24 protein-coding genes are annotated in these 26104 nt (G+C 51.9%); 7 read left to right on the top strand and 17 right to left on the bottom strand.

The annotated features are described in order from the left end of the window. Positions 1 to 38: 38 nt before the first annotated feature. Both C5S61_RS15365 and C5S61_RS15360 read right to left on the bottom strand, forming a co-directional pair. Positions 39 to 1388 (bottom strand): trypsin-like serine peptidase, encoded by a 1350-nt coding sequence (locus C5S61_RS15365; protein WP_110516121.1) that lies wholly within the window; start codon positions 1386 to 1388, stop codon positions 39 to 41. A gap of 83 nt (positions 1389 to 1471) precedes the next feature. Further along, entirely contained in the window at positions 1472 to 2239 is a 768-nt protein-coding gene (locus C5S61_RS15360) for an MBL fold metallo-hydrolase (RefSeq protein WP_164689517.1), read from the bottom strand. A gap of 115 nt (positions 2240 to 2354) precedes the next feature. Between C5S61_RS15360 and C5S61_RS15355 the strand changes: the two genes are divergently transcribed. Next, positions 2355 to 3119: a hypothetical protein gene (locus C5S61_RS15355; RefSeq protein ID WP_110516117.1), complete on the top strand. Its 765-nt coding sequence runs from the start codon at positions 2355 to 2357 to the stop codon at positions 3117 to 3119. 16 nt (positions 3120 to 3135) lie between these two features. Then, entirely contained in the window at positions 3136 to 3984 is an 849-nt protein-coding gene (locus C5S61_RS15350) for a DNA-methyltransferase (RefSeq protein ID WP_110516115.1), read from the top strand. On the opposite strand, the gene C5S61_RS15345 is transcribed toward C5S61_RS15350, so the two are convergent. The 3 genes from C5S61_RS15345 to C5S61_RS15335 form a co-directional block, all read right to left on the bottom strand. Next, positions 3944 to 4576 (bottom strand): HD-GYP domain-containing protein, encoded by a 633-nt coding sequence (locus tag C5S61_RS15345; protein WP_164689515.1) that lies wholly within the window; start codon positions 4574 to 4576, stop codon positions 3944 to 3946. The genes C5S61_RS15350 and C5S61_RS15345 overlap by 41 nt on opposite strands. Before the next feature lie 19 nt (positions 4577 to 4595). Then, positions 4596 to 4976 carry a hypothetical protein gene (locus C5S61_RS26615; RefSeq protein ID WP_124033439.1) on the bottom strand — a complete coding sequence of 127 codons (381 nt, stop codon included), beginning with the start codon at positions 4974 to 4976 and terminating at the stop codon, positions 4596 to 4598. Positions 4977 to 5192: 216 nt separating this feature from the next. Further along, positions 5193 to 6398 carry an MFS transporter gene (locus C5S61_RS15335; protein ID WP_110516108.1) on the bottom strand — a complete coding sequence of 402 codons (1206 nt, stop codon included), beginning with the start codon at positions 6396 to 6398 and terminating at the stop codon, positions 5193 to 5195. A gap of 446 nt (positions 6399 to 6844) precedes the next feature. Between C5S61_RS15335 and htpG the strand changes: the two genes are divergently transcribed. The 4 genes from htpG to C5S61_RS15315 all read left to right on the top strand — a co-directional run bounded on the left by htpG (position 6845) and on the right by C5S61_RS15315 (position 14467). After that, a complete protein-coding gene (gene htpG, locus C5S61_RS15330) occupies positions 6845 to 8716 on the top strand; it encodes a molecular chaperone HtpG (RefSeq protein ID WP_110516105.1) in 1872 nt (623 codons plus the stop codon). Positions 8717 to 9183: 467 nt separating this feature from the next. Next, a complete protein-coding gene (locus C5S61_RS15325; protein WP_110516103.1) occupies positions 9184 to 9720 on the top strand; it encodes an RNA ligase family protein in 537 nt (178 codons plus the stop codon). 263 nt (positions 9721 to 9983) lie between these two features. Next, the gene (locus tag C5S61_RS15320; RefSeq protein ID WP_110516101.1) at positions 9984 to 12068 is read left to right on the top strand and encodes a glycosyl hydrolase; all 2085 of its coding nucleotides are present in this window, start codon (positions 9984 to 9986) and stop codon (positions 12066 to 12068) included. 263 nt (positions 12069 to 12331) lie between these two features. Continuing rightward, positions 12332 to 14467, top strand: a complete 2136-nt coding sequence (locus C5S61_RS15315) for a sensor histidine kinase (RefSeq protein ID WP_110516099.1) — start codon at positions 12332 to 12334, stop codon at positions 14465 to 14467. A gap of 4 nt (positions 14468 to 14471) precedes the next feature. Here C5S61_RS15315 and C5S61_RS15310 read toward each other — a convergent pair whose 3' ends face one another. The 9 genes from C5S61_RS15310 to ybiA all read right to left on the bottom strand — a co-directional run bounded on the left by C5S61_RS15310 (position 14472) and on the right by ybiA (position 22575). Continuing rightward, positions 14472 to 14651, bottom strand: coding sequence for a hypothetical protein (locus tag C5S61_RS15310; protein WP_124033438.1), 180 nt, complete (start codon positions 14649 to 14651; stop codon positions 14472 to 14474). 11 nt (positions 14652 to 14662) lie between these two features. Continuing rightward, positions 14663 to 15724 (bottom strand): glycosyltransferase, encoded by a 1062-nt coding sequence (locus C5S61_RS15305; RefSeq protein ID WP_110516095.1) that lies wholly within the window; start codon positions 15722 to 15724, stop codon positions 14663 to 14665. 231 nt (positions 15725 to 15955) lie between these two features. After that, positions 15956 to 17545, bottom strand: a complete 1590-nt coding sequence (locus tag C5S61_RS15300) for a glycerol-3-phosphate dehydrogenase/oxidase (RefSeq protein ID WP_110516093.1) — start codon at positions 17543 to 17545, stop codon at positions 15956 to 15958. Next, positions 17542 to 19143, bottom strand: coding sequence for an FAD-binding oxidoreductase (locus C5S61_RS15295; protein ID WP_110516091.1), 1602 nt, complete (start codon positions 19141 to 19143; stop codon positions 17542 to 17544). The genes C5S61_RS15300 and C5S61_RS15295 overlap by 4 nt, the downstream gene beginning before the upstream one ends. A gap of 18 nt (positions 19144 to 19161) precedes the next feature. Further along, positions 19162 to 19857, bottom strand: a complete 696-nt coding sequence (gene fadR, locus C5S61_RS15290) for a fatty acid metabolism transcriptional regulator FadR (protein WP_110516089.1) — start codon at positions 19855 to 19857, stop codon at positions 19162 to 19164. Between the two features lie 513 nt (positions 19858 to 20370). Then, positions 20371 to 21480 (bottom strand): GH39 family glycosyl hydrolase, encoded by a 1110-nt coding sequence (locus C5S61_RS15285; RefSeq protein WP_110516087.1) that lies wholly within the window; start codon positions 21478 to 21480, stop codon positions 20371 to 20373. Positions 21481 to 21483: 3 nt separating this feature from the next. Next, complete coding sequence (locus tag C5S61_RS15280; protein WP_110516083.1) at positions 21484 to 21930, bottom strand: hypothetical protein; 447 nt, start codon at positions 21928 to 21930, stop codon at positions 21484 to 21486. Further along, on the bottom strand, positions 21908 to 22132 hold the full coding sequence (locus C5S61_RS15275; protein WP_110516081.1) for a hypothetical protein: 225 nt from the start codon (positions 22130 to 22132) through the stop codon (positions 21908 to 21910). Before C5S61_RS15275 ends, C5S61_RS15280 begins: the two co-directional genes overlap by 23 nt. Next, complete coding sequence (ybiA, locus tag C5S61_RS15270; protein ID WP_110516079.1) at positions 22129 to 22575, bottom strand: riboflavin biosynthesis intermediates N-glycosidase; 447 nt, start codon at positions 22573 to 22575, stop codon at positions 22129 to 22131. Before ybiA ends, C5S61_RS15275 begins: the two co-directional genes overlap by 4 nt. A gap of 231 nt (positions 22576 to 22806) precedes the next feature. Here ybiA and C5S61_RS15265 point away from each other — a divergent pair, with 231 nt between their 5' ends. Further along, positions 22807 to 23340, top strand: a complete 534-nt coding sequence (locus tag C5S61_RS15265) for a TM2 domain-containing protein (protein ID WP_110516077.1) — start codon at positions 22807 to 22809, stop codon at positions 23338 to 23340. A gap of 105 nt (positions 23341 to 23445) precedes the next feature. Here the strand turns inward: C5S61_RS15265 and C5S61_RS15260 are convergent, their stop codons facing one another. The 3 genes from C5S61_RS15260 to C5S61_RS15250 form a co-directional block, all read right to left on the bottom strand. Then, positions 23446 to 24084 carry an ABC transporter permease gene (locus C5S61_RS15260; RefSeq protein ID WP_110516075.1) on the bottom strand — a complete coding sequence of 213 codons (639 nt, stop codon included), beginning with the start codon at positions 24082 to 24084 and terminating at the stop codon, positions 23446 to 23448. Beyond that, on the bottom strand, positions 24068 to 25042 hold the full coding sequence (locus tag C5S61_RS15255; RefSeq protein ID WP_110516073.1) for an ABC transporter ATP-binding protein: 975 nt from the start codon (positions 25040 to 25042) through the stop codon (positions 24068 to 24070). Before C5S61_RS15255 ends, C5S61_RS15260 begins: the two co-directional genes overlap by 17 nt. 111 nt (positions 25043 to 25153) lie before the next feature. Beyond that, complete coding sequence (locus C5S61_RS15250; RefSeq protein WP_110516071.1) at positions 25154 to 26098, bottom strand: glycine betaine ABC transporter substrate-binding protein; 945 nt, start codon at positions 26096 to 26098, stop codon at positions 25154 to 25156. Between the last annotated feature and the right edge of the window lie 6 nt (positions 26099 to 26104).

The raw sequence follows: 26104 nt of genomic DNA, 5'->3' as shown, positions 1-26104 counted from the left end.
CTTGTTGCAGCGGGCTTTGTTGTGGATACTAATGGTTGTTAGTTGAAGATTTCGCGTAAGGCAACGAAGTTGTCAATGACTGAAGGCGTTACCCGACGAACCGTATTCACATACGAGTTAAGATTTGAACAGGTGAAACATTCTTCGGTGATAACCACGGCTGAGACGACTGGCATTTCTTGGCCGTGATGGGCACTATATTCATAATGATAAACTGGGCTGCCACTATGGCCTGCACTAATATCACATTTGATATCGTAGCGCATTGACCAATTAGCGCTATCCGAATTTTTGAACCAGCGTGCACCACAATCGTTTGGATCGCCATACATACGAGCTACTTGACAGCCTGCTGGTGCATTACCACGTTCAGCACCAACGCCATTACAATTTGGGTAGCCCCGATTATAGCTGGCGGTGTTCTTCAAATAGCTGGCCGTGCGGGGCGCAACGCCCATCCAGTAGGTCGTATCGCCCAAACGATCTGGCACAACGATCATCCCAATGTCCCAACGACGACGATTGCTTTGGTTAGGGTCGCGCCATTCTTCAAACGTCCAATACCATGATTCAACTGGTGGCGATGGATTAAGTTCAATCACGCTTGAGCCATAGGGTGCTGAACCGCTGCCTGTGCCATTGCGCCCAGGCGTTACTTTGGTGGTAAACCACACGTTGGTGCCTACGCGATTGATACAGTGAGCTGCGGTAATTAAGTGGCGTGGGCCAACAAACGTCCCAGTACAGTTGGAGTCTTGGTTGCCGCTGACGCGTGAAAATTGGCTGATTGTGCGTAATGGATATTGGCTGGTATTGGTTTTTAATTGGCGGTTATCATCGCTATTGCTCCAGCCAAAGGGCGTGAAAACTTCGCTTTGCTTGCTGCGTTGCGGCGCTGGGGCATCGATGTTGCCTGCGTAATCGCTTGGCGCGTTGCCACTGAGCAAATTGTTGCGCTCGTAGCAATCGCGGATGCTGCTCACTGCATTGGCTTGCATCACCACCCGAAACTCTTTCAAGGTTAGGGTGTTGAACACCCGAAACGTGGCGGTCGCAGCAGGCACTGGCTCGCGTTCGTATGGCTCATCATCGCCAGTTTCAAGTGGCTCACTCGGCATGATTGGTGCTTCGCTGGTCAGCACGCCAGTCGTAATAAATTCGACTGTCAAGTTGCGATTGACTCGTTGCACACCACTTGGTGGGTTGGCTTGGCTCAATTTGGTTTTGAGCGCATTCAACTGAAATGGATCGCCAGTCAAACATGGTTGGGCGCTGTTGGTTTGGGCCGATGCTGAGCTGCTGGTCATTGAGAAACTGCCAGCGAGTAAGCCAACCGTTCCAAGTAGGCTCAGCGTCGAGCGCCAAAGGTGATGGGTTCTGCGTTTCATTACTACACTCCTTCTTTGATTTCGATGGGTGTAGCATAACAGCGCGACGCTGAGCAAAAGTCTCATTTCACGATCAAAAAGTCTCACACTTGAATTGGCAAAACCAAGCCATCGTAGGCAAGTTGCACATGGCTGGGCAAGTTGGCGTTCTCAGTTTTATAATCGAGACTATGGCTGGTATGCACAAAAAAGGCTTGCTGCGGCCCAATTCGCTCCACCGCTGCCAGCGCTTGCGCAACCGTAAAATGCAATGGGTGTGGCTCATGGCGCAAGGCCCCAATCACCAAGGTTTTTACGCCATGCAATAGCTCAAAGGTTGGTTCTGGAATCTGGCTCACATCAGTCATATAGGCCAAATCGCCAAACCGAAAGCCCAAAATTTGCCAGTTGCCATGCTCAATTGGCAAGGGCATAATCGCCACATCGCCGATGCTGAAGGCTGTGCCATCAAGCTGGTTGAGGCTCAAACTTGGCCGCGTTGAGGCCGATTCGCCGCTGGCAAAGGCATAATCGTATTGGTAGCGAATTCGATCGAGGGTAAATTGGTTGGCATACAGCGGCAAACTGCGTTGCGTGTTTAAGGTAAATGGCCGCAGATCGTCGATGCCACCAATATGGTCTTGATGTGGGTGGGTCACCAATACCGCATCAAGTTGTGAGAGCCTTTGACGCAAGCCTTGCATCCGCAAATCAGGGCCAGGATCGATCAAAATTGTGGTCGTTGGGCTTTGAATTAATGCAGCGGTGCGGGTACGCTGGTTGCGCGGCTCATTCGACATGCACACAGCACAATCACACGCCATCATTGGCACGCCCATGGAGCCACCACAGCCCAAAATTGTCAATTGCATCAAACCAGCTCCTTCGTAGCACATTCAAGAAAGCGAGTGCAGCTAGCATTTTAGCATGGCCCAAGCAATTTTACCGTTACAATGGAGCTAGCTTTGTTGATTGTTGGAGGTTGGAATGAGTGCAGTTGTTGAGTTAAATCGCGCCGAACTGGTGACGATTTGTGCAGTGGTCAGCGCCGCAACGATTATGGGCGTTGAGCCAGCCGCCAATTCGGGCGCGCATGCGCAGCTGATGCAGCAGGGCGAAGCCAGTTTGCGCCAACGCAATCTCGCCCAATCTGATCACGATGGCATGCTGATGATCGCCCGCGATACCTTGGCGCTCGTCGCAACCTGCGCCTATCCCCAACGCAGCCTAATTTTGCATCATGTGCCAAGCAATGGCTCGTTGTTGCAAGCCTTTGGCCACAAACACGCCGATTCAGTCGTTTTTCATGAAGTGCTCAATCCCGATGCACAACGCTTGCAGGCACTTGGCTCGTTGCAAGAATTAGCCAATCAGAGCCTTGATTGGTGTGGCTATGCTGGTGTTGCGCAAACGCCGCTGCGTTTTCATATTCAAAGCACGGTTTTGGCCGAGGCGCGGAGCCTGATCGAAGGCAGCGAGGAGCAGGCAGCGTTGCAAGCCTTGCGTGATTCTGGAGTTTCGGCGGACGCAGCAAATCTATTTATTGCTATGTTGAGCCAACATCACACCACCACAATTTTTAATGCGGTGGTTTATCAAGGCCAACAAGTGTTGAGCCGCGAATATACCCTGTTGCAGGCTGGCGATCAGGCCTTGCTAATGACCCAAACCAATATCGAGCAAGATCTCTATCAATTGGAAACAACCAGCCGCGAACGCTTGGCCAGTTTGTTGCTTCAATCGTTAGCATAGTTTAGAAGGACTGGGCGTGAATTCGCAGCACTCAAATCAGCTTATTCAGGGCGAAATGCTCGACGTTATCGCCACAATCGCGCCACAATCGATCGATTTGTTGTATCTCGACCCGCCGTTTGCTGCTGGTCGGGTGTTTGCCGATAGCGCTGGCGCATTTGATGATCGTTGGCAAGGTGGCTTGAACGAATATTTGGCTTGGCTCGAACAACGCTTGCTGGCGGCGCGCGAGCTGGTGGCTGCCCATGGCTCGTTGTTTTTGCACCTTGATCGGCGGGCGGTGCATTATGCTAAAGTGCTGCTTGATCGGATTTGGGGCTTCGATTGTTTTCGCAATGAAATTATTTGGCATTACACTGGTGGAGGTCGTGCGCGCCGCAGCTTTTCGCATAAGCACGATACGATTCTCTGGTATAGCAAGCATCCCCAACAATGGACATTTAATTTGCAGGCAATGCGCCAACCCTATAAAGCAAGCAGTGGTTTTGCCAAGGCGGGCATTCGTTCGGCGGCGGGCAAGCGCTATTTGCCGCATCCCGATGGCACGCCAGTTGATGATGTCTGGGATATTCCTATGCTCAACCCGATGGCTGCCGAGCGCTTGGGCTACCCCACCCAAAAGCCTGAACGCTTGTTGGAGCGCATTATCCTCGCTGCAAGCAATTCAGGCGATCTGGTTGCCGATTTGTGTTGTGGCTCTGGCACGACGGCGGCGGTAGCGCAACGTTTAGGTCGGCGCTGGATTGCTGCTGATCAATCGGCTGATGCCTTGGCGTTGGTGCGAACTCGCTTGCGCCAGCAGGCCGCCGAATGGCATGAGCAGATTATCCAGCCTCAGCCAGATTGGTTTGCCGCCAAGCACTAAGCGCCGTCGCCGCCACTGTTGAATCCCAATCCTGGCCGATTGCCTGATCGATCAAGCCTTGCAGATTATTGCTAAGGCTGTTTGGTTGTGCCCGCAGATGGTCGAGGGCATTGGCCAAGGCAATAATTTGCGCGCTGCGAGTTGGATATTTGCTGCCGCGTGGAAAGCCAGTGCCATCGAGTCGTTCGTGATGCTCAGCCAGCAAAGGAATTAGCCCGTGCAAGCTGGGATAGGCCTGCAAAATCGCGATGCCTTCGTTGACATGCTGGTGATAAAGCGCTACTTCCCAATGCGGGCTGCCAAGCGCTGGACGAACTATCACGCTGCGCGGTAGGCGGGTTTTGCCACAATCGTGCAAGAGTGCTGCCAACCAAAGCTGTTGATGTTCATACGTTGGTAGGCCCAGCGTCTGGCTCATATGCCATGCCATGTGGCTAACCCGCAGCGAATGTTGATAAAGTTGGTACGAATGCCGCGCGATCGAATTCAAAATTAAGTGTGCTGCGTAGGGCAAGGTGGGTTGGTTTGGCATCAAGGCTGCAATCTCACGCGGAATGGAATGCCAACGTTCCGGAAAAGCTGCTGTATCCATGCCGCGTTCTCCTTCTCGGCTAAAGCCTGCCTGATTCAATATTGCCCCATTGCCATGCAACATTCAATGGTGCAGTTTGTAAGTGCTGGGTGACGGTGATGGTTTCGATGTCGCCCCATTGCCAGGCGGTGTTGAGCGGAGCGATTTGCAAGTGCTGAGTGGCGGTAATGGTTTCAATGTCGCCCCATTGCCAGGCGGTGTTGAGTGGTGCAGTTTGCAAGCGTTGGGTGGCAGTGATGGTTTCGATGTCGCCCCATTGCCATGCGGTATTGGCTGCTGGTGTATCAACTTGAAGTGTTTGGCTGCTTGTGAGGGCAGTGTAAACAAAACTGACCAAAATCAGGCCGAAGGTTGCGAAGGCGAGTAGGATGCGGCGACTAATTGCTGATGAGTTGTACACTGAGAGCCTCCTAAGCTGTATCAATTTGGGTCTGGACACAGCTTCGTTTTCTCGGTGCGACAACCCTGTGAAAGGCCTGCGACACGCATGCGACAATTATTTTAGATGTATTTAATTGTTGGGTTTTTATCTGGAATTTAAAAATTAAAAAAATCAGCCATGGCGTAGCGAACTACGCTCATGACTGATCAATTTAAGCAGCTTTATTTTAATTTATTACTTGGTTAATTGCCTCCGCCGTAATAACACCAGCATGGGCCATAAACAGCAGCTCGCGGCCACAAATGCTGCTGGTAGGCCCATGCGACTGGCGATTAAGCCGATGATTGGGCCACCCAAAATCTGGCCGAAGGCATCAGCTTGGCTATCCATCGAGATAATTGTCGCCCGACTGCGGCTTTCAATCAGCCGATTGAGCCAAGCACTATACAACGGTTGAATGCTTTGGCGTAACATTCGAATTAACATAATCCAAAATAATGCTACAGCAAATTGTTGGGCGAATGCCAAACCAAGCAAGCCCGCCGCCAACAAGCCATACTGCCAGCGCAACAGCAACATGCTGCGTTCGCTGGTGTTGCTGGCCAAGCGTTTAATCACGCTAACCGCCAATAAACTGGCCAGCGTTCCAAGCGCTGCAATTGCGCCAAACCATGTGACTGGTTGCCAATTCAGCCATGTTGGCAGGCCAATATTGGTCAGCAAATGCGCTTCCCACAGCCGATCGTAGCCTTCGGACGCAGCTCCAGCAATCGCACTGATCAGCATTAAACTGATCAGCAGTGGTTGGATTCGCACCGCTTGCCAGCCATGACTAAGGGTTGCGCCAAAGCGGCCCCAACTTTGGCGTTCAGCAGCAGCAGCGGGGGCAAAGCCAGTTTCTGGCATCAGCCAACGCATCCAAAACGCCAAGCCAACCAAGGCAGCGCCACCGCTGATCATCGGCCATGCCAAGCCAAAGCGGGCTAAGCCAATCCCTACGCCAATGCCCACTAAACTGGCGATGCTATTGAGCTGCGCAGCCTTGAGAAACAGCGCTTCGACCGCCTCAACGCCGAGTTCATCGGTAATCCAGGCCTCGGTTGCGCCACTCATCAGGCTATAGCCCAAGGACCAAACGACTTGTGCCAACAAACTGCCAACAAAACTGCCCAGCCAAACCTCGCTGAGCGCTCCCAAGCCCAAAAAGGCTACGCCAAGCACCACCGACAAACGCCGACTATAGATATCGGCGACCACGCCCGTAGGAATTTCCAAGCCGAAGGCGGCTGCTTCCAAAACGGTGCCTACCAACACCAATTGCAATGGATCAAGCCCAAGTACTTGAATTCGATAGAGCATCGAGGCGGTAAAAATACAACTCAACATCAGCCGAGTGCTGAATGATAAAACCAGATAACTCAAACGCGCTTGCTGTTGCACATGCAACTCCTGCTAGAACAACGATTAACCCAGCATTGCAAGTATCAGCGCGCTTATTTATCATATCCCCTCACCCCAACCCCTCTCCCGTCCAACGGGCGAGGGGCTTTAATGCCGTGGTTCTCCCCCAATTTCTTCGTACAAAAGAGTCGGCTCCCCCTCGCCCTCGTTCAGTGGGAGAGGGGGTTGGGGGGTGAGGGAATTTTACAATTGCTGATACTCAACCCGAACAAAGCCAGCAGCGCTTAATAGTGTTTGCATGAATCAACCTCCAATTAAAAATCCTAGCTGAGATATACCAAATTTTAGCGTGCTTGAACTCAGTCGTATGCCGTATCTCCAACACAATGCTAACGTAGAAGCCTTCTCGTGGTGGGCTTGGCTATGCTACAATCGGCCTAGCGGTTAAATTCCGATTTAGCAGTTTGCATAAGGAGTAGCGACCTATGGCTGAGCAACACGACGTTGCCAACGAGCGCGAACAGTTTCAATTTCAAGCTGAAATACAACAAGTTTTACATATTTTGATTCACTCGCTGTATACGCACCGCGAGATTTTTGTGCGCGAATTAATTTCGAACGCCTCCGATGCCTTGAATCGGGTGCAATTCGAGATGCTGACCAACCAAGATGTGCGCGACCCTGAGCTGGAATTGGCGATCACCTTGGAAGCAGATAAAGATGCGCGCATCATTCGCATTAGCGATACCGGCATCGGCATGACGCGCGACGATATGATTAAAAACTTGGGTACGGTTGCACAATCAGGCGCAAAAGCCTTTTTGCAAAAGCTTGGCGAAGCCAACCCAACCAATAGCAGCGAAATCATTGGTCAATTTGGCGTGGGCTTCTATTCGGTCTTTATGGCCGCCGATGAAGTGCGGGTTACCTCGTTATCGCATCAGCCCGATGCAACTGCATGGCGCTGGACTTCGCGTGGCGAAGCAACCTACACCTTGGAAGCAGCAGAACGTAGCGAACGCGGCACGACGATCGAAATCGTGCTCAAAGAAGATGCTGAAGAATACGCTGAACGCTGGAAACTTGAACAAATTGTGCGCCAACACTCAAATTTCGTGGCCTTCCCAATCTATTCTGCTGAGGGCGACGAAAAGAAGGTGCTCAACCAACGCACCGCTCTGTGGCGCAAACAACCACGCGAAGTCAGCCAAGAAGAATATAACGATTTCTATCGCCAAACCACGATGGATTTCAGCGAGCCACTGAGCACCGTGCATATCAGCACCGATGCGCCAGTCGATTTGCATGCAATTTTGTTCTTGCCCGCCAAACGCGAGCAAGGCATGATGCGCCAAATCCCTGATCCAGGCTTGAAGCTCTACTCGCGCAAGGTGCTCATCCAAGAGCGCAACGAAGAATTGTTGCCCAAGCATTTGCGCTTTGTCCAAGGCGTGGTCGATTCAGAAGATCTGCCGTTGAATGTCTCGCGTGAAACGGTGCAAAGCAGCGGGACGTTGCGCCAAATTGCCAAAATTATCACCAACAAAATCACCAAAGAAATTGAAACCTTGGCCGATAACGATGTAGAAAAATTTGCTGATTTCTGGCGTGAATTTGGGCCATATTTCAAAGAAGGTTTGGTCACTGATCCCGGCACACGCAGCCAAATCGAACCACTCTTGCGCTTCCACTCGACCAACAGCGAAGGCTTGACCAAGCTCAGCGAGTATGTCGAACGCATGAAGGAAGGCCAAGAAGATATTTATTATGTGACTGCCGACAATGTGGAAACCGCTCGTCGTTCGCCGCACCTCGATTATTTCAACGAACGCGGCTACGAAGTGCTGTTGATGCATGAAACAATCGATAGCTTTGTGATCTCAAGCTTGCGCGATTTCCAAGGCAAAAAGCTGCGTTCAGTCGATGATGCAGATATTGCTGGCGACGATGTTGAGCTGGAAGGCTCGCTCTCAGCAGCTACCCTCGGCCAACTTGGCGATCGCATCAAAGAATTATTGGGCGAGCAAATTAGCGAAGTGCGTGGCTCGAAGTTGCTGCGCAGCAACCCTGTGCGTTTGGCCGCCCCTGGCGATGATATGGGCCGCGATATGGATCGCATCCGACGTTTGATGGGCCAAGAATATAGCGTACCAAGCAGAATTCTTGAGCTCAACCCACGCCACGCGATTGTCCACAACTTGGCAGCGCTGCTCGACGAGCCAGATCAAGGCGAGTTGTTCAAGGTTGCAGTTGAGCAACTGTATGGCACAGCCTTGTTGGGCGAAGGCTTGCACCCCAATCCCAGCGAGTTGATCAGCGGCGTGCATGCCTTGATCGCCGCCGCCACCAAAAAGTAAATAATAAGTTTGAAAATCCCTCACCCCAACCCCTCTCCCACCTAGCGGGAGAGGGGCTTTTTTATGGTATTTTCTCCAGGATGGAGGTGACTCGTCCTCGCCCGCGTACAGTGGGAGAGAGGGTTGGCTTACGGGGGTAGGTTTTTAAGATCCCCTCACCCCAACCCCTCTCCCACGCGGCGGGCGAGGGGCTTTAACCCCGTGGTTCTGTCGCAATTCTTGGTGAAAAACGGTCGGCTCGCCCCTCGCCCGTTTCTAGTGGGCGAGAGGCATTCATTTCGTGGTTTTGCACCAATGCTTTGGCAAAATGACCGCTCCCCCTCGCCCGCGTTTTTGTGGGAGAGGGGGCTGGGGATGAGGGGACTTTGTACCCACTAGAATCCCCAACTTGCGACCGATTCCGCCCCAACGAATGCTGCGTATGCTTGGCAAGGTTAAGTTTTACGTTCTAGCAAATGAGGTGAATGATGAGTGATGAGTTTGTAGCTTTTCCCAAAATTGCCCGCTTGGCCCGCCAAGTGATTGTGACCGAGAAAATTGATGGCACCAACGCCTGTATTTTGATCAATGAACAGGGCGAGATTCGAGCTGGCAGCCGTAGCCGCTGGATAACTGTGGATGATGATAACTATGGCTTTGCGGCATGGGTTGCTGCCAACCATACTGCGCTGCTTGAACTAGGCGTTGGCCGTCACCATGGCGAGTGGTTTGGCCACCGCGTTGGCAAGCGCCAATATGGGCTGAACGAACGGCGTTTTGCTTTGTTCAATACCTCGCGCTGGAACGCCGAGAATCGCCCTGCTTGCTGCGAGGTTGTGCCCGTGCTCTACGATGGTTTGTTTGATACTGCTGCAATCGAGGCATGTTTGGACGATTTACGGCTCAATGGGAGCCGCATGGTTCCTGGTTTCATGCAGCCAGAAGGTGTGATTATCTATCACACTGCTGCCGACAGCTTTTTCAAAAAAACCATGCCCAACGATGGAGCTAAAGGCAAAATTTAAATTTGCCCAGCAATAAATAGCGATTTCAATCCAACAGGCGCGCGATCAAGCTTGATCGCGCGCCTTTTACGTTCAAATTCTAAAGAAATACTTAAGATTTTAATTGACTCTTTACAAATTTATACTATTATCGCTGATGGGAATGTTCCTGCATTCACTCTGGACTCTTGGACATTCGCACGTGTAGCTATCGCATCCTAGCCTCGTTCTACCCACGATCAATACCCAACGCTGAGTGTCCTCAATCAAAGGAGATTGTCGCTATGTGGTCGAACCTGAGCCGTTCGCGGTCGTTGTTGACCATTGCGCTCCTTGGGGTCTTGCTTGGTTCACTGAGTTTGTTACCAACGCACACTACCAAGGCCGCAATTACCGCCTATCAAGCCGCCGATCCGAATCTCGCCCCGTATGCCCAAAATGTGCTCGATCGTTTCGAACAATACAAAGGTCAGTATTGGCTCGGCGGTCAGCAAGAAGTTCACTGGGATAATGGCCGCAAAGACGAAATGTCGAATGCCGTCTATGCCCGCACCAATCCCCAACGTTACCCCGCGCTGCGCGGCTGGGATTTTCCCATTGGCGGCGCATTGCCCAACGATGGCCAATGGATGATCGACGCGATCATCAGCGATTGGACTAACGCCAAGGTTATTCCAACCATCAGCCAACACTGGACTCCCGTTGCCAGCCAAGGCACGAACCACCAAGATATGTTCACCGTGGTTGATATTGACAATATGTTTGTCAACGGCACAACTGAGCGCAATAATTATCTGATTTGGCTCGATAATATTGCTGATGATTTGCAGCAACTCGAGGATGCCAACGTGCCAGTGCTGTGGCGACCCTACCACGAGGCTGGCGGTGGCTGGTTCTGGTGGGATAAAGATAACGGCGCTATCAACTATCGCCGCCTTTGGGATGATATGTTTAGCTATTTGGTGACCACGCGTGGCCTGCACAACTTGATCTGGGTTTGGACACCTGGGGTCAAAGGGGTCAGTACCGCTTGGTATCCCGATGGCCAAGCAGATATTTTGGGCAGCGACGTATACAACGAAACCTCGGGTAATTACGTTAGCTGGTACGAAGATCTTGGTCGTTTTTCGCAAACCAAGATTAAAGCCCTCAGCGAAACCGACTATATGATGGATCCAGCGCTTTTGAGCAGCGCCCCCTTTGCCTACTTTGTGATCTGGCACACCGATATGTTCTATCGCAACAGCGATAGCCGGATTCAAAGCACCTATGCCCACTGGGCAACCTTGAATCGTACCAATGTTGGCCAGCTTTGGAATGGAACGCTTGGGATCGCTCCCACAGCAACCCCAGGTACGCCATCCCCAACGCCATTGCCCGGCATTGTGGTGAGCGATTTTGAAGATGGCACGCTGCAAGGCTGGACTGGCTCGAATTTGGTTTCTGGGCCAGTTGTAACCAGCGATTGGGCCGCCAATGGCCAACGGGGCATCAAAGCCCAAGTTGATTTGGCCGCTACGCCAGCAGCAATTCAGCTGCCAATTCAACTGAACTTGGCAGGTCAATCACGCATCCAAATTCGCTTAAGCGCCCAAAATGTTGGGAACGGTCTCAATGCTAAGCTTTACATCAAAACTGGTAGTGCTTGGAATTGGAAAGATAGCGGCACGGTGTTGCTTGATTCGGGTACAAGCTTGCTGACGATTGAATTAGCTGGCGTGCCTGATATTAACCAAGTGCGCGAGTTGGGCGTTGAATTCAATGCCTTGACTGGCAACACTGGCACAGCAACGATTTTCGCCGACTATCTGACAGTTGGCGTGATTAATAGCAACCAGCCAACACCAACCACAGGGCCAATTGCCACGGCCACGCGCACGCCAACCCAAGCGCCAACGGCCACATCAACCAGCATTCCAACCGCCACCCGTACGCCAACCCAAGGCCCAACGTCGACGGCAACGAGCGTTCCAACCGCGACTTCAACCAGCGTGCCAACCGCAACCCGCACGCCAACCCAAGTGCCAACCGCCATCCCAACCAGCACTGGCGGCGCTTGCAAGGTCGAGTTCAAAGTACCAAGCCAATGGGGTTCGGGCTTCATTGCCGATGTAACGGTGACCAATCTGCAAGCAAGTGCCTTGAATGGCTGGAACGTCAAGTTCAACTTGCCCAACGGCCAAACCATCAGCAACCTGTGGAATGGCACAGTCAGCCAAACAGGCAGCGCAGTCACGGTCAGCAACGCTGGCTGGAACGGCAACCTTGCAGGCAATGGTGGCAGCGTCAACTTTGGTTTCCAAGGTGTTGGTAGCCCACCAAGCTTGGCTAGTAGCGCCTTCCAACTCAATGGCGTAACCTGCCAATAAGCTGAATTTCAACCCAAGAACGACGATCTCATTGCTGAGATCGTCGTTAGTTTTTAAGATCCCCTCACCCCAACCCCTCTCCCGTGCGCGGGCGAGGGGCTTTAATCGTGTGCTTTTACCGCCATGTGGTGCGCAACAAGGGTCGGCTCCCGCTCGCCCGCATTGAGTGGGAGAGGGGGCTGGGGGGTGAGGGAATTCGTTTTGCACCTAGGTGCTAGCTTGCGGCTGGTATGATAAAACAACTAGCGGATAGGTAGCACTCAATGATTTTTATTCTGCAATCGATTGCCCTCGCAATTTCCATTTTTAATGCAATTATCTGTTTATGGCTGGGTATGACCGTGACGCTTGATGGCGGGCGTGAACGTGGCCCACGCTTGGCGGCAGCTGGCTTGCTGATGGCTGGCGTGTTCTTTTTGATTCACGCTGCGATTATTGGCCGTGGCCCGCCGGTGGTTGATGTTGGCTTGCCCTTTTGGTGGCGGGTTATCAGCGTGGTTTCGCTGCTCGCGCCCTATGCCTGGTATGCCACAATGATTTGGTATACGGGCGTAAGCGGCAAGAGCTTGCGCATTCATAAATTGCTGCTGTTTACGATGGGCATTTTTATTGGGATTTTGGGCTTGGTGCTGACCGCAATTTACCCATTGCCCCAAGAAGCCCGCATTTTGGCCTTGAAATTTGTGCCAGCATGGCTCGTTGCCAACTTGCCGTTTATCGTGGCGGGTTATCTCTTGGCCTTGATCATGTGTTTTAGCTTGCCAATTCATGCCTTGTTGACTGGCCCCGGGCGGCGCAATAACCTGCCGCATCAGGCGTGGTTGCGGGTGCGCTCTTGGCTGATTCGCACGTCATTGCTTGGTTTGCTGGCGGGAATTGTGGCCCTAATCGGCGCAGTAGTGGTGTTTTCGCAAGGCTCCTCGGTGCGCACGCCAGAGGTGGCTTGGCTCGCCGATCGCGCAATAGAACTGTTTTTTCAATTAGATGTGATGGTGTTGATCGTGGTTGCCGCCGCCTTGGGTGCTGCTGGCCAAGCCATGGGTGCCTATGCCGCCTTTACCGATCGGCCCTTGCCACAGTGGAATCGCATCGATCAATGGCGTTGGTTGGTGGCGATTGCTGGCGGTTTTGCATTAATGGTGGGCGTTAGTTCAGCCTTCCAAGTTGCCTCAATTTATATTGTGCTGTTTGCTACAACCTTGGCTTCGTTGGCTTATGGCTTGTTGAGTTGGCGCTATCGGGTGGAGCACGAGGCGTTTATGGAGCGCTTGCGGCCTTTCGTCGGCAGTTTGCACTTTCAAGATCGCTTGCTCGATGGCGGAGCCAGCCTTTCTGCTTCAGTCGAGGGCTTGGTCGAGGCGATCAGCCGTGATGTGCTGCGTGCCGAACGTGCTTGCTTATTGTTGCGTGATGCAGTGCCTGGCTTGCCCAAAGTGATCAGCTATCATTGGGGCCAAACGCCAACGCCCATCCTTGAGCAATTGCCAATTTCATCTGAACGCCGCACTTCGGGGATTCAATTAAAAGCCCAAAGCGGCGCTGAATGGGCCATTCCATTGTGGGATGGTCGCGGTTTGGCTGGGGCCTTGGTGCTTGGTTCGCCCCAAAGTGGCGCAGTCTATAGCGAGGAATTAATGGAAGTTGCGGCGGCCTGCTGTGCGCGTTTGACCGATGCCTTAGCTGGCGAACGGGCGGCGCGGATGTTGGGCGATGTGTTGCGCCAACGAATTGCTGAAGTCAAAGTGTTGGGCAGCCAAGGTCGCCGCACCTTGCATGATGATGTGTTGCCGCAAATTCATGCCGCGCTAATTCATTTGAGCGCAGTTTCGGCCAACGATCCACTGGCCCAACAAACGATTCAGGCCTTATCCGAGGCCCATACCAAACTTTCGGCACTGATTCGCTCGTTGCCGCCTGCAACGCCGCATCGTTTGGCCCAAGGTGGCTTGGCGCAAACCCTGCACGATATGGTTTTGGTCGATTTTGGTAATGCCTTTGATAACATAGCCTATTGCGTTGCGCCTGCTGCCGAAGCACGTTTGGCCGATACACCGCAGTTTATTGGCGAAGTGATTAGTTATGCCTTGCAGGAAACATTGCGCAATGCAGCCCGCCATGCTCGTGGCAACGACCCGCGCCGCCACTTGAATCTCAACGTTCAGATCGATTGGCAACATGGTTTGGTGGTCAATATTTGCGACGATGGCGTGGGCATGGGCGCGAATCAGCCAAGCTCTGCTGGCAGCGGCAGCGGCCTGCGTTTACATCGCGGCTTGTTGATGGTGATCGGCGGCAGCCTAACAATTTCCACACCTGAACACGGTGGCACGCAGATTCATATGCAAGTCCCTGAAGAGTTGTGGAATTTGCCAGTGCTTGAGCCAGAAGAAATTGCTTGAACGCTTAACGGCGCAGCATCCGATGAATATGATCGATTGCTTGGGCCGTGCCATGTTCAGCTTGAATGTGCTCACCAAGCTGGGCTGCGCGCTCGCGAATTGATGCTTGCTTTGTTACCTGATTGATTGCCGTAACCAAGCGATCAAGCGTCAGTTGCTTGCGCGGAATGGGCGCAGAACCCACGCCAAGTTCAGCTACCCGCCGCCCCAAAATGGTTGATCAAAGGAAAATGGCACGACAATTGAGGGCTTGCCACTGCGTAATGTAGCGCCAGTTGTGCCAGCGCCGCCATGATGCACAATTGCCGCCATTTGGGGGAAAAGCCAATAATGTGGCACATCTTTGACGAATAATAGCTGATCGTTGGCATCCGTCGTTTCGCCTAAAGCTCCCCAACCTCCAGCCACAATGCCACGCTGGCCAGTGCGCGCTAGGGCTTCGCTCACAAGTTCGGTTAATTTTTGCGGATCGCCACCCATCATGCTGCCAAAGCCAATATACAGCGGCGCAGGCCCAGCAGCGAGAAAATCAGTCAGTTCTGTTGGTGGCGACCAGTCGCTCGGCGGCGGCAGAAACCAAAATCCTGTAACCTGATGTTGATCGGGCCAATCGTTTGGGCGAGGCATCACATAGTTGCTATAGGCATGCAGCCGTAGCGCAACCTGCCCACGAATCTTGGCAAATGGGCTGCCGAAGCCATACGATGGCAAGCCAAGCACCTGCGTTCGCACTCGATTAACAGTTGGTTGGAAAATTTGCCAAAAAATCTGCTCAAACCCAAGATGCGTCAGATAGTTGGCAACTCCACCAAGTTTCAGCCAGCTGGGGGCAATCGGCGATGGAAATGCGCTCGTAGGGGTTACAGGTTGCAGCACGGCTTCGATAAATGGGACTCCGATTTTTTCGGCGAAGCTCGCAGTTTGGGGACCGGTGCCAATAATGCAATCAGTGCCTTGGCATGCGTGCAAGGTTTCGTGGGCAACTTGCTCGATCAGCTCATTAAGTTCATTGCGCAAATTTTTCAACAAACGGATCGAATTCTGCGATTTGGATAAGCTTGTCATTCGCTCGCGCAAATAGGCTTGGATGTCAACTCCAACCGAGGCAAATGGCACGCCTGCTGCTTGGCTTAGGTCGGCAAAATTGGCCGGGCCAACCAGCTTAACTGTATGCCCAACGTGATGCAATGCTCGACCAAGCGCCAAAAATGGCTGCACATCTCCCCGCGAACCGTAACTCACAATAGTAATATCCATCGACACCTCATGTCTAGGCCATGAATGCACAGGTTTCGATTGATTACTATGTAATAAATATCACAATCTAACGTATGTGTCTAAGATAGAATGATTAATTGACTGTGGAAGTAAAAAGCAGCTAAAACCACAAACGGCTCGCATAATGGAGCCGCTTGTGGGAGAGAAGAGAGAGGAGAAGGTTTGATTGCATTATAGCTTGCTTCACTGCAATGTCAAATTAGAGCAACATTAACGAGCCGCAGTTGGCAACCCATGATGCTGAGCAATTAATTGTTGATACTGCTGCCACTCGCTGGCCCAACGCTCTGCATCCCAGCCCAATTCCTCAGTGCAGATCGCTTGAATTTGGGTTTGATGTGCCGCCGCGCCATTTGGCAGCAATATGCCCAAGCGACTGCGCCGCAACAGTAAATCGCCCAAATTGGTGACTGCTTCGTAGCGAGCAGCCCAGCGCATTTCGGCCCATAAACTTGGCAATCCATCGATGGCCGCAAACTCATCTGCTGGCAGTGCTTGCAACATTGCTGGCGCTTCGGCTGCATAGCGCCCCAACAAGCGTTGCTTGATCTGTGGCGGTAGCTTGCCAGCCAAATCAGCTGGCGCAGGATTGAGCCGTGGTGCATGCGGCCAAAGCTTAATCTGGGGCAAGCGTTGGCGTAAGAGATTTAATGCTTCCAGCGCAATTAAACGGAATGTAGTTAATTTGCCCCCAGTTACCGTCAGCAGCCCTTGCTCCTGCCACAAAACATAATCTCGCGATTCCTTAGATGGGTCGCTGGCTCCAGTATCGACCACAGGTCGCACGCCGCTCCAGGTCGAAATGACATGGGTTGAATCTAAACCCAAGCTTGGAAAAGCTGTTTGCACTGCTTCGAGCAAATATTCCACTTCAGCAGGGCTGATGCTTGGCTCTTGCCATAAGTCTGGTTCGTGATCAAGGTCGGTTGTGCCGACGATGCTCACACCTTCCCACGGCACAAAAAAGACTGGCCGCCGATCGCGGGGATGCTCAAGGTTGATCGCTTGGGCCAGCGGTAATGCTGCTTGGGCAAACACCAAGTGGCTGCCGCGCAATGGGCGCATTTTAGCTGGCGCTTGAATCTGTTGCCGCAGCTGATCAACCCAAACGCCAGTGGCATTGATGACTGCTGTGGCTTTGAGAGTTTGCTCGCGTTCGCTGAGTTGATCGCGCACCACCACGCCCACGACTTGCTCAGCTTCACGGACAAGCTGCGTAACTGCTGCATAATTTAATAAGCTTGCGCCTGCTGCTGCTGATTCGCGCAAAATCCGCAAAACCAAACGCGCATCATCGGTTTGGGCATCGCTGTAGCGCAAACCAGCTGTTAGCTTGGTCTCATCGAGGTAGGGTGCTTGCAAACGCAAATTGGGCAGGCTCAAATAATGGGCTTCGCTGCGACGGGCCAAGGCATCGTAGGCCAATAATCCCGCCTGATAAACCCAGCGCTTCAGCGGCTTGCCTTGGGGTAAGCCAATCAAAAAGCCCAACGGCCCAACTAAACCAGGTGCTTCATTCAAGAGCTGTTCGCGCTCAACTACTGAATCGTGGGTTACCCGCACTTGGCCTTGCGCCAAATAGCGTAAGCCACCATGCACTAATTTCGATGAGCGGCTTGAGGTTCCCCAGGCAAAATCGCGGGCTTCGAGCAGGAGCGCGTTGAGGCCAGCGCGGGTTGCTTCGCGCAATAAACCTGCTCCGGTGATGCCACCGCCAATGATGATCACATCCCATTCCTGCTGTAGCTCGTGCCACGTTCGTTCGCGCCAAGCAGCATTCCATTGCAAACGTGGGTTCATTGGCCGTCCTCGTATAATTTGGCGGGATTCAGCAAGCCCGCTGGGTCGAAATGTTGGCCAAGTTGTTGCAACGCGCCAATGCCTAAGCGACCTTTTTCGGCCTCAAGATAAGGCCGATGATCAAGCCCCACGCCATGTTGATGGCTAATAGTGCCGCCTGCTGCCACAATTGCTTGGCTAGCAGCGGTTTTGAGTTTTTGCCAACGTGCCATGGTTGCTTGAGCATCGTCACCCAGCCGAAACACATAGGTGGTGTAAATACTTGAGCCAGTCGAGTAGAAATGCGAAAGATGAGTGAAGACGTGCACCTGTTCTTGCTCAGCGGCTAAGCCATTGCGCAGGCTATGTTCCAGTTGCTGCAATAAGGAGTCGACGTTTTCCCATGTCGTGGCGGTTTCGACTGTATCCACGCCATAACCAAGCTCCCAGAGCCGATTGCGCAGATAGGGCGCACGAAAACGGCCAGCTTGCCACGCTTTGCCAAACGTTTGGCCGATGTGAACCCCGCCATGCTGCCGAGCCAGGCTCAAAACAGCGTGACGACTGAGCGCAACTTGGGCTTTGCTGCCGATAAATCCAACCAGTAGCATACATTTTTCGGCCCCAACGCCACGCAATTTCAAAAAACTTTCGAGCAAGCCAATTGCCCGTTCGTGGCCAGCTAAAGCCAAGTTGGTCATGGTTTCGGTGGGCGTGCTGAGGCGCAGCATTCCCAACGGTACATGGGCTTGGGCGATTGCACGGGCAGCAGTTTGGGCTTGCTGCCAGTTCGCAAAGAACACTGCATGCACTACATCAAGCTCAGGAATTGGCCGAATCCGCACTGTGGCCTCGGTAATAATGCCATAGCGACCTTCGGAGCCAAGCAGCATTTCGCGCAGGTCTGGGCCAGCAGCCGAAGCCGGAAATGGCGCTAATTCGAGCGCGCCTTGCGGCGTTTCAACGCGTCCGCCAGCCCATAATTGCTCGATTCGCCCAAAACCAAGTGATTGTTGGCCACTTGAGCGTGTCGCAATCCAGCCGCCAAGCGTCGAAAGCTCAAACGATTGGGGGAAATGGCCGAGCGTAAAGCCCAAGGCTCGCAATTGCGCTTCGAGGTCTGGGCCTTTGATGCCCGCGCCAAAGCGGGCTAAACGCGCCGTTGGATTAATCTCGAGCAAGCGATTGAGTTTGGCAAGGCTGACGGTCAAAATTGGCCGCTCGCCTTCAACTGGATTGATATGGCCAGCCACGCTGGTGCCGCCGCCATAGGGAATCAAGGTTACGTTATTGGTGCTAGCCCACGTCAGCAACTGGCGCACTTCTTGGCTAGTTTGCGGCAAGGCCACGCCATCAGGAATTTGGCCCAAATCGCCGCTACGCGTGGCCACCAAATCGGCAAAGCTCTGGCCGCGTGTATGGCGAATTCGCAGTTCAGGATCGGTGCTAATCAGATCGTGCTGGGGCAAGCGTGATGCTGGCACCTTGTCCAAAACATCAGCCAAGCCAACATCTTTTGGCGCTGTGCCAAGCCCAATGAACTGCTTCAACAAGCCTAAAATGCCAGCTTTAACCGGATAATCTTTCGTTTCATCGCCCCAACCATTCCAACGGCGCATATTAACCCCTTTGTTTAGTTATTGATTGGTGTTTGTGCTTAATTGTTGCCAAAGCTCGATGCTTTGGTGCATGGCTGCTTGGCTCGCTTGGCGTGCGAGTTCAACATCGTGCGTCTTGGCGGCGTGCAACAGGGTCTGATAAAAATCTGCTGATTGCTGCCGCGCCTGCGCTAGCCCAAAATAGTGCAAGGCCATCATGCTATAGAAATCGCGAAAGCCATTTAAAATCAAGGTATAAATTGGATTTGCTGAAGCAATCGTCAGTTGATGCTGTAATTGCCAATCGAATGCTGCATAGGCCGCAGCGTTATCAGCTAATGGGAGGGCCGCTTGCAACAAGCCCTCAATCTGCTCGGCGTGATGTTCAATTGCCAATGCAGTATAGGTTGGGGCTAAATCGAGGCGCACCGCCAGCAGTTGGGGCACAATTTGGGCTGGTAGCTCGGCGCTATGCTGCACCAAACTCCGTAGCACGCCGAGACCACCATCATGCCAAATATTGCAAACCATGGTTGGCTTGCCTTGCTGCACCACGAGCCAGCCATCACGTGCCAAGCGTTGAATTGCCTCGCGTAAGGTTGGCCGCGTAACGCCCAACTGTACGGCTAGCTCACGCTCGCTGGGCAAACTCGTTCCAGCAGTATAGCTGCCACCAATAATTCGGTTGATCAATTGCGCTTCGCAATACGATGCAGGTCGTTGTAATTCGCTCATACTCACCAACTGGTCAGACCACTTACCAGTTGAGTATAGAGAATTGTGTGATCTCTGTCAAGATGCGTAGGCGAATTGATCCACGAAGGAACGGAACCACGAAGGACGCGAAGAACGTGAAGAACGCGAAGCTTTATTGTTTAGCCACAGATTGGCACAGATGTTGAGGATTAGGTTCGTGCCAACCTATAGCCTATAGCCTCTATTTTTAGCCACGAATTGCCCGAATTCCACGAATAATCTTCCGATAGCCGATAGCCTAGTGCCATGCTTCCTCTGCGCCTCTGCGTTAAACGATCGATCCACGAAGGACACGAAGGGCACGAAGATGGGGCTAGAAGTTTTTGATTTCTGACTTTTGATTTTTGATTTTTGATTTTTGATTTTTATGCTCTATGTTCTCTGTTCTTCATCCCTCATAATTCATACTTCATAATTCTACTGCGTTCTTCATCCCTCATAATTCATACTTCATAATTCTACTGCGTTCTTCATCCCTCATAATTCATAATTCTAATCCTGCTGGGTAAATTGCTGCACCGCATAATAAATTGCCTTTGGCGTGCCATCAGGAGCCACAAACGTATAATTATCAGCATAGGTATAGGTTAAATTGGGCAACGAGAATTGCCAAAAACCAACGGTTTGCATCCATGGCCAATGCTCTTCTGCCCATTCATAGGCAGCAAGCGTATTTTGCACCCTGATTGGCGGCGGTACAGCGTTCGGCCAGCGCGGATGATCGTTCCAGCCGCCTTCGGTGATATAAAATGGCACGTCGTAGCCTGCCGCCGTAACTAAATCATGAATAAGTTCTGTGCGGCGAAAGTTGGTAATGCTTGGCTCAGGCGCTTGCTCAGCAGGATTGATCGAGCCATAGGCATGCACCGAAACTGCATCAAACGGCGGTTTTTCAGCTAAACATAATGCTAAAAAGGTCAGATCGTTAACACTCAAGGTTTGGGGATCGATCGGCCCAGTCGGGCCACCAGGGGCTAGCCCAGCCAAGGTAATCAGCGCTTCCGGAGCAACTGCTTTGACTCGTGGATAGACTGCTTTCAACAGGTTGGCATAGGCCACCGGATCTGGCGCACGGTCGCCCCATTCAAAGCGTAAATTTGGCTCGTTCCAGATTTGCAGCACCCGCACGCCTTGCGGCACATAGCGCTGCGCAAACGCCGCCACAAAATCTGCATAGGCTGCATAATGATCAGGATCGATATAGCGATCGTTGGTGTTGGCTGGCCGCGCCCAAGCTGGCACAAAATCGAGCCGCGCAATCACGGTGAGACCTTGGCGTTGAGCGTGGGCAATCAACATATCGCTGCCTGTCCACTCGTAGCTATTGCCTGAACGGGGCTGAATAACCGCCCACGGAAAAAGATCGATGATTGTGGTTGCGCCCATCTCGCGCACTTGCTGCAATGTCCGCCGAATTGTCGCCTCATCCAACCCCATCAAACGGGTGTGAATACCAACAATTGAGTGCGTCGTTTGAACGCTCGCAACTGCGGGCAGATTGAACGCTGGTGGCACGCGTTGGCGATACAATTGCAGCACAGCGATGCTCAACATTGCAACAACCAACAGGCTTTTGATTAATTGACTGCTTGATAACCGCATGGCTTAGAGCTTTTCGCGCATGATGCGTAGGCCACCGCTGCGCATCGATTCTTTGCGCGAGGTCTGAATTGCATCGACCAAGGCAAAATTACCAGCTTCCTCTAATTCTTGCACCAATTGCTCAATTCCTTTGCGATCGTAGGAGACGACGACTGAAGGATTGGAAATTTGGAGCGTGCCAAAGCCACGCAATTGAATTTTGCCGCCCAATTGATCAACCAATTCTGAGAGTCGCGCCCGAATAGCCTCGCGATGGGCTTCAAGCTCGCTTAATTGTTCTTCGACGGCTACAAGATCGTTGCAGAGGCTTTTGAGTAACAGTTGATCAGCGGGGTTTAGCATGGACGGCTCCTTCAAAAAACTGCTTGTGCCATCGTACATGATTCGGCGCTGCTTGCCAACTAGCGCTTGCTGCGCCGCCAAATGCTCAATCGATTGCCAGGCCATCATTCAAAACTGGGCTGCTTGGGCTTTCGGCAACATCACCATTTGAGGCCAGCGGCGGCAACGGGCCTGCATTAATTAATTGCGTGCCGCACCAAGGGCAAAACCAATGATCGCGGGGCGGAGCATCGCCAATGCTCCACCAGCCGCTACATGCAGTACATTGAAAATGGTGTAATTGCTCGATTGAAAAATGCACATGGCTCATTCACGTTCCTCATCACGTAGGCTTTGACGAATTTCGACTAATAATTGCCCAAGCATATTTTTGCCTGAGCCATCAGCGCCACAGCCCCAATAATAATCGCCTGGCGCGTTTTCGACGATTGGCTGATCGTCGGTTGCCAACAAGATTGCCCGAATATCGGCGTGGCTGCGAAATTTTGCCAACAAGGCTTGACGCATTACATCGTCTTTGATCGCTTCCCAATCGCGGCGCAGCGGTTGTTTGCGGCTGCGACCCAAGCGCGCAGCAATCGCTGGCGATTTGGCTAGCCGAATAGTCGTAGCATAGTCAGTGCCAGCAAACTTTTGGGCTTGAAAATAATGCTCGCTGGTGGGCCAATACTGGCCATCAAGCTTAAATCCATGGGCCGAAAAGTTTGAGAAACAGCCGAATTCTGCCGAAACTGCATAAAAATAGATCGTCATGATTGTACTCCAAGCAAACATTTGATATGCTATTTTGGCTTTTCTGGAGCTTCAAGACTATCTGCATGCGACCGATTTAAGCTGCATCTTGCGACTGATGGTGGGCTAGGCATTTATTGGTATGCTATGCTTGAAACAAAAAATCTGTTCAAAACGTCTTAACCACAGACGCACTTTCAATGAAAATAATGATACTTTAATAGCGCGCTTGTTGGCGCTAAGGAATTTGTTATGACCCAAGCATTTTATAAAATTTGCCCAACCTGTAGCACCCAAACTCATCCTGATGTGATGTTTTGTACCAATTGTGGTGGCTCGATGCAAGGTAGCCCAGTGCATGGCGCGCAAACGGTCGCATATCAACAGAATCCTGTTCCAACCCCGGTTGCCTATCAACAATATGACCAGCCAGTGCAACCACCACCGCCATATCAAGCCAATTATCAGCAGCCAATGGTAAACTACCAACAGGCCTACCAAGTGCCACATGGCTATGCGCAGAGCGAAAAAAATAAGGTTGTGGCTGCCTTGTTGGCGTTCTTCTTGGGGCCATTTGGGATTCACGGCTTTTATTTGGGCAATAATCAAATGGGCATGATTTTCTTATTGTCGAATTTGATTTTCCTGCCATTAACCTGTGTGGTGATTGGCTTTTTCGGCTATGCCATAACGGGGCTGATTTGTTTGGTGCAGACGGTGTTGTATCTGGTGGCCTCAGATGCTGAGTTCTATCAGAAGTATGTTGTGCAAAAAAGCTGGTTCTAAGCAGTTTATGGCGCTACGGCGCTGCTCGTAACTATCGTATGGTTTGGCTATAATTGGAGCTTGCGCTAGCTTGCAATCGTTGTTGCAATGTAGGCGCGGCTCCAATTATATTTTTGGTGTGAGCCGTTGCTCCAAAAGCGCTAACAATCCATAACACACCAACGCCAACGCTGCAATGCTGATTGTGCCCGCCCAAATCATATCGGCGCGATCGAAGGTGATGCCTTGAAATAGCAATTGGCCCAAACCGCCAACCCCAATCATCGCGGCAATTGAGCTAATTGCAATGCACATGATCGCTGCAATTCGCAATCCAGCCAGCATAATTGGCAACGCCAAAGGTAATTCAACCCGCCACCAAATTTGCCACGCATTCATGCCTAAGCCCCGCGCCGCTTCGAGCACCGCCCGATCGATGCTTTGCATGCCAACCACAATGTTGCGCACCAAAATCACTTGCGCATAGATCACCAAGGTCACAATTACCGTGGTTTTGCTCAGGCCAAAGACAGCAATTAGCATAATCAACATCGCCAAGCTTGGCACGGTGTAGAGAATGCTGAGCAGCGCCATGATGATGCCCGCCAGCCAGCGCACCCGCACCACCAGCAAGCCCAAAGGCAAGGCAATCATGCTGGCGATCAACAAGCCTAGCAAGCTAATAGTTACGTGTTGGCCAAGCAATTGCCAAATCGCCGTGCGCTCAGTCACGAGGTAGTTGAAGCCATCAACGATGTCGTTCATGGATTACCTCAGGGTGCAGATAGGCGTGAATTGCTGCCAACGAGAGCATGCCAATTGGTTGATTGTGCTCGACGACGAGCAGTTGGTCGCTGCTGCTTGCCAGCAATTGATTTAAGCCGTCGCGCAAGTTGTGGCTACTTTCAATGGTTGTTAGGTTTGCATCGTAGCTTTTGGGCAATGGCTGAAGCACATGGCGCACCTGAATCAAGCTCAAACGACGCACCAAATCATCGGCTCCTAGTAATTCGGCCACATATTGGTTGGCGGGGTTGCGCAATAAATTCAAGGGCGTATCGTATTGCACGATTGTGCCTTCGTGGAGAATCGCAATTTTATCGGCCAAGCGCAAGGCTTCTTCAACATCGTGGGTCACAAACACGATTGTTTTATGCAATTGCTGTTGAATGCGTAGCATTTCATCTTGCAAAATTGTGCGGGTAATGGCATCGATTGCGCCAAACGGCTCATCCATCAGCATCACGCCTGGATCGGCTGCCAAAGCGCGAGCTAAACCGACCCGTTGGGCTTGGCCGCCGGAAATTTGGGCCGGGTAGCGTTGGCGAAATTGGGCTGGATCAAGCTGAATTAGGCTGAGCAATTCGTCAATGCGGCTTTGGATTTTGGCTTTGGGCCAACCGAGCAATTTGGGCACGACCGCAATATTTTCGGCCACTGTCATATGGGGAAACAAGCCAACTTGCTGAATGACATAGCCAATCTGTTGGCGTAATTTAGTGGCATTGACCGTCTGAATATCGACTCCATCGAGCAAAATTGTGCCGCTACTTGGCTCGATCAGGCGATTGATCATCTTCATTAATGTGGTTTTGCCACAGCCTGATGGCCCAAGCAAAATCACAAATTCGCCACGATTGATCGTCAGCGAAATATCGGCGAGCGCGGCAGTTGTGGCCTTGGGATAGATTTTGCGAACATTTTGAAACTCGATTGTGCTCACACCTGCTACTCCCTGATCCTAGAACGATTGGCCGTGATGGCGTGCTCGCAGCTTAACCCCTCTTTTGTGGCAATGAATGGTGAAAGTTAAGCTGCGGGCACGCCAATTCGCTTATTTGAGCAAGCCTTGAGCGGTTAAGAACTCTTTGGCCACATCTTCGTACTTGCGATTATTGCCACTGACTTCGAAGTTGAGTTTTTGCATGGTGGCATCATCGAGTTTAGGAGCCAAGGCGTTGAGCAACTCGGCCACTTTAGGATTGGCATCTAAGACACTTTGGCGAACCAACGGCGCGATTTGGTAGGGTGGGAACATGGCGCGATCATCTTTTAAGACGACCAAGCCATAGTTAGCAATTTCGCCATCGGTGCCGAAGGCCACAACCACATCAGCATTGCCTTCGACCAAGCCCTTGTACTTGAGGCCTGGATCAACGGGCACATATTCTTTGAGCTCGAAGTTGCCATATTTGGCTTGAATGCCTGGCAAACCATCTTCGCGCTCTTGGAATTCTGGTGGGCCGATCATGCGCAATTCGCCAGCTTTGGCTGCCATATCGGAGATTGTGATAATGCCAAATTTCTGAGCGCCTTCCTTGGTCATGGCCAACGCTTGGGTATTGTTCATTGGCGCTGGATCGAGCCAAGCAATTTTGAATTGTTCAGCATAGCCTTTTTTGACCGTTTCGTAGACAGCTTTGGGATCGGTTTGGGTGGGCAATTTGAGCACGGTCAATAAACCAGTGCCCGTATATTCGGGATAAATATCGATCTCGCCTTTTTCCATGGCTGCTTGAGCGACATCGGTTGCGCCTAGGCCAATTTTGCGCTCAACTTTGTAGCCTGCTTGCTCCAAGATCAGGGCGTACATTTCGCCAACAATAAATTGCTCGGTAAAATTCTTTGAGGCAATTCGAATCACTTGATTTTCACTGCCACTCGGCGCGGGAGTGCTATTGCCGCTTGGGACGCTGGTGCTGGTTGCATTATCGCCACACGCTGCTATGATCGTCATCAAAAGCGTGAGCAACACCGTTCGCTGGATGAAACGTCGCATGAATCC

The sequence above is a fragment of the Herpetosiphon llansteffanensis genome (assembly GCF_003205875.1).
GTDB classification, from domain to species: Bacteria; Chloroflexota; Chloroflexia; order Chloroflexales; family Herpetosiphonaceae; genus Herpetosiphon; species Herpetosiphon llansteffanensis.
This window is presented reverse-complemented; position numbering and strand designations above follow the sequence as displayed.